Annotated in this window: 3 protein-coding genes and 1 pseudogene; all 4 read left to right on the forward strand. The window is 45.7% G+C overall.

Annotation, left to right across the window (positions count from 1 at the left end; genetic code table 11):
- Nucleotides 1-2: 2 nt before the first annotated feature.
- Nucleotides 3-632 (forward strand): annotated as a pseudogene (locus tag AC1DUA_RS34090) (ABC transporter ATP-binding protein); the annotation flags it as partial.
- 47 nt (nt 633-679) lie between these two features.
- A complete protein-coding gene (locus tag AC1DUA_RS34095) occupies nt 680-2,035 on the forward strand; it encodes an ABC-2 family transporter protein (protein WP_477503959.1) in 1,356 nt (451 codons plus the stop codon).
- A 77-nt stretch (nt 2,036-2,112) separates the two neighbouring features.
- On the forward strand, nt 2,113-2,703 hold the full coding sequence (locus AC1DUA_RS34100) for a DUF3892 domain-containing protein (RefSeq protein WP_477503960.1): 591 nt from the start codon (nt 2,113-2,115) through the stop codon (nt 2,701-2,703).
- Nucleotides 2,704-2,891: 188 nt separating this feature from the next.
- Nucleotides 2,892-3,492 (forward strand): sigma-70 family RNA polymerase sigma factor (locus tag AC1DUA_RS34105; protein ID WP_477503961.1); only part of this gene is annotated, 601 nt, incomplete at its 3' end.

The raw sequence follows: 3,492 nt of genomic DNA on the forward strand, positions 1-3,492 counted from the left end.
GCGTGAAGGCGCTCATTAGGCCGCAATACACCGAGAAAGTAGCTGTTGAAGGCATTACATTCTCTGCTGCCCAAGGAGAAACACTAGCTTTCCTCGGTCCAAATGGAGCGGGGAAGTCAACGACAATCAAGATGCTGACAGGGATACTGCATCCGTCCACAGGAGAAGCGGAAGTGCTGGGCTGTTGCCCTTGGAAGGAGCGAAACAAGCTTAGCTACCGGATCGGATCTGTTTTTGGTCAGAAGTCGCAGCTCTGGTATCACCTGCCGCCAATCGATACCTTCGAGCTGATGAGCCGAATCTATGAGCTGCGCCGAAGTGATTATATGAAGCGGCGTGACGATCTCATCGAGCGGTTTGAGCTGGGACCTTACTTGCAGACACCCGTTCGTAAGTTGTCCCTGGGCGAGCGGATGCGATGTGAAATCGCTGCTTCCTTGCTGCATCGTCCCCAGGTGCTATTCTTGGATGAGCCGACCATCGGACTAGATGTTGTTGTGAAGCAGCGCATCCGAGAACTCATTCTGGAGTTGAAGCGAGAAGAGGGAACAACGATCTTTCTGACGTCGCATGATGCTGGTGACATCGAGCGACTATGCGATAGAGCAATTGTGATCAATCATGGACGGTTAAGTATGTTTTTATCGGCAGAATCACGCTGCGTAATCAATTTGCCTATATGGCTGATTTCCTCATCCGTTCGTTATTCCTGCTTTTGATCTTATATATCTTCCTACAGTTGTGGCAGACGACGTTTCATGGTGAAGGAACAGAGACGATTGCCGGCTATAGTTTTAAACAAATTATGTGGTATCTGGTCGTTACGGAATCGATGATTCTTGCAAGTCCCAGCTTATGCACTCGCGTTGAAGAAGAAGTGAAAAGCGGCGATATCGTATTTAAATTTGTTCGCCCGGTCAATTTTGTTGTGTTTCATTATGTCGAATACATGAGTGAAGCAGCGATCCGTTTTATTGTAAATGCTGCGCTCGGCGCTATTTTGGGAATGCTAATTATTGGCACGCCGGATTTCGGTTATGGTCTGTTATGGCTTCCGCTCATCGCACTTGGCGGTTTCACGATCAATTTCTTGTTGAATATGGTCTTAGCGCTCTGCGCTTTCTGGGTGGAAGAAACTCGGGGATTGGAATTTGTGTACAATAAATTTCTATTTACGATTGGCGGCATGCTGATGCCGCTAGAGCTATTCCCTGATGCGCTGCAGCAGGTAGGCCGCTGGCTCCCCTTTCAAACGATTGTATATCTTCCAGCCAAAACAACGGTAGCTTTCGATGCTTCCAAGCTGGCAGGCGCTCTAACAACTCAGCTTATTTGGATGTTAGTGATTGGTGTTATCGTCTTCCTAGTGATCGTATTCTGGGGCATTTATTTCAGCCGGTTCCATGTGTTGAATGGTTGGGGACTGCAAGATGTGATGATGCTGTGGGCCATTGCAGCAGGAGGCTTCGGGATGATGGCCACATTCTTTGGCAACGCAGGTCGGATATCGAATCTAATCGCTATTGGGCAGCTTGATATCTATTTAACACAGCCAAAGCCAGTGCTGCTGCATGTTCTTATTAGCCGAATGTCGGTTAGTGCCATAGGTGATGTCTTATTTGCACTTTTGATTTACGCCGCTTTTGGTGATAAGTCGGGGCTTGGGTTGCTTAAGTTTGCACTGGCGATGGTGCTGTCGACGCTGATATTTTTATTCTTCTCGGTCATTGTAAACTGCCTGGCTTTCTGGCTGGGCAGCACGGAGGGGCTCAGTTTTCAGTTGTATAATGCACTCCTAACTTTTACAACATATCCAACGAGCATTTTTAAAGGTCTAGGCAAAGTAGTGCTATTCACTGTGCTGCCGGCGGGATTTATTAGTTACTTGCCAATTGGTTTGTTACGCGAAGTTGACTTGCCATTTAYTTTAGCTGCCATTGGTATCACACTTGTACTTTGTATTGGCGCAATAAGCCTTTTTTATGGGGGGCTAAGAAGGTACTCATCTGGTAATATGATGGGGCTGCGGCGTTAAAAGGCATAGGATACGTAGGATTGACGCATGCTAGTTAGGTGGCAGACATATTACGTAAAACAAAGGAGTCGATAGAAATGTCAAGACGCCGGCGCGGTCCAGTACCGAATCCGAATATGCAAAGCCAACCTAACGGTATGATGCAGCCCTCTTTTCAACCATCGCCATCGTATCAGCCTAGTATGCAACAAAGCTTTATGCCGCAAGCGCGAAACGATCAAAATCAGTACCAAACGTATCAGGGTGGAATGCCCGTTCCCGGTTCTTCCGGTGACATGAATGCCCCCTATGGCCAGCGAAACACGGGAATCAACCATGCGGATGCGCGCAATGTAGGGTTCCAAGGTGGATACACAGGTTATGGAGCAAACGGTCAGCCTACACAATACGGTACGTTCATGAGAGATGGGACGCAGTATGGGGCAGGACCTCATACCATTGATCCTAATAAGGCGATCATTCAAGCCGTTCATTATGGGGATGGTGGCATTAGCAGCGTGCAATTTCAAGACGGCAGAGTCGTGGATATTGCGGATGCGATAGCGATGACGGAAGCTGGATTAATTGAAGATGTGAACACGGGCCGAAATCGCGAAGGGGAGAAGACGCTAAGGTCTTATCCAGATGGAGWTCCGAGCAACAACTTATCGAATTTACCGCGTTTCTAAAAGGAATAGAATCAAGCAGTTTGCTCTCGGGCAAGCTGCTTTTTACTTTTCATGTGTCACACAATGCCAATGCCAGTTGTCTTATCAGTGGATGGTTCTGGGCCGTTTTTCATACAGAATGGTTTTTTTGGATTTGTTCGATAATAATGAGAATAGATTGAATTTATAATCAAAGAGAAGAGGCTATTATGCAAAGTTATACCATGGACCCACAACGCAAAAACATCGAAGATTTGTACAAAACCTATAAACCTCATTTATTTTCAATTGCTTACCGTATGCTTGGTTCAAGTTCTGATGCCGAGGATATGGTTCAAGATTTGTTCATCGGCATACATGGTTATTTAAATGAAAATATTACGAATATCAAATCATATTTGAGCAAAATGATGATCAACCGGTGCTTGAACGAATTAAAATCCGCGCGCAAAAAACGCATTAGCTACGTAGGAAATTGGCTTCCCGAACCAATGGTACAATTGACCGAAGAAAGCCCGCTTGATAGCGTTGAGCGACATGACACGATCTCTTATGCCTTTCTGGTGCTTATGGAAAAACTTACGCCATTAGAGCGAGCCGTGTTCATTTTAAGAGAAGTTTTTGCCTATGAACATAGCGAAATTGCCGAAATGTTTCATAAAACAGAAGTGAATTGCCGTAAAATTTACAGTCGGGTTAAGAAAAAAGTGGATGTATCTACGGACAAAAATGAATTCGTAATGACGCATCCTGTTGAAGAAAAGGAACTGGTGACTCGATTTATCTCTGCGCTTACGAATGGCAACATTC

This window comes from Paenibacillus sp. 01T422 (assembly GCF_056398785.1).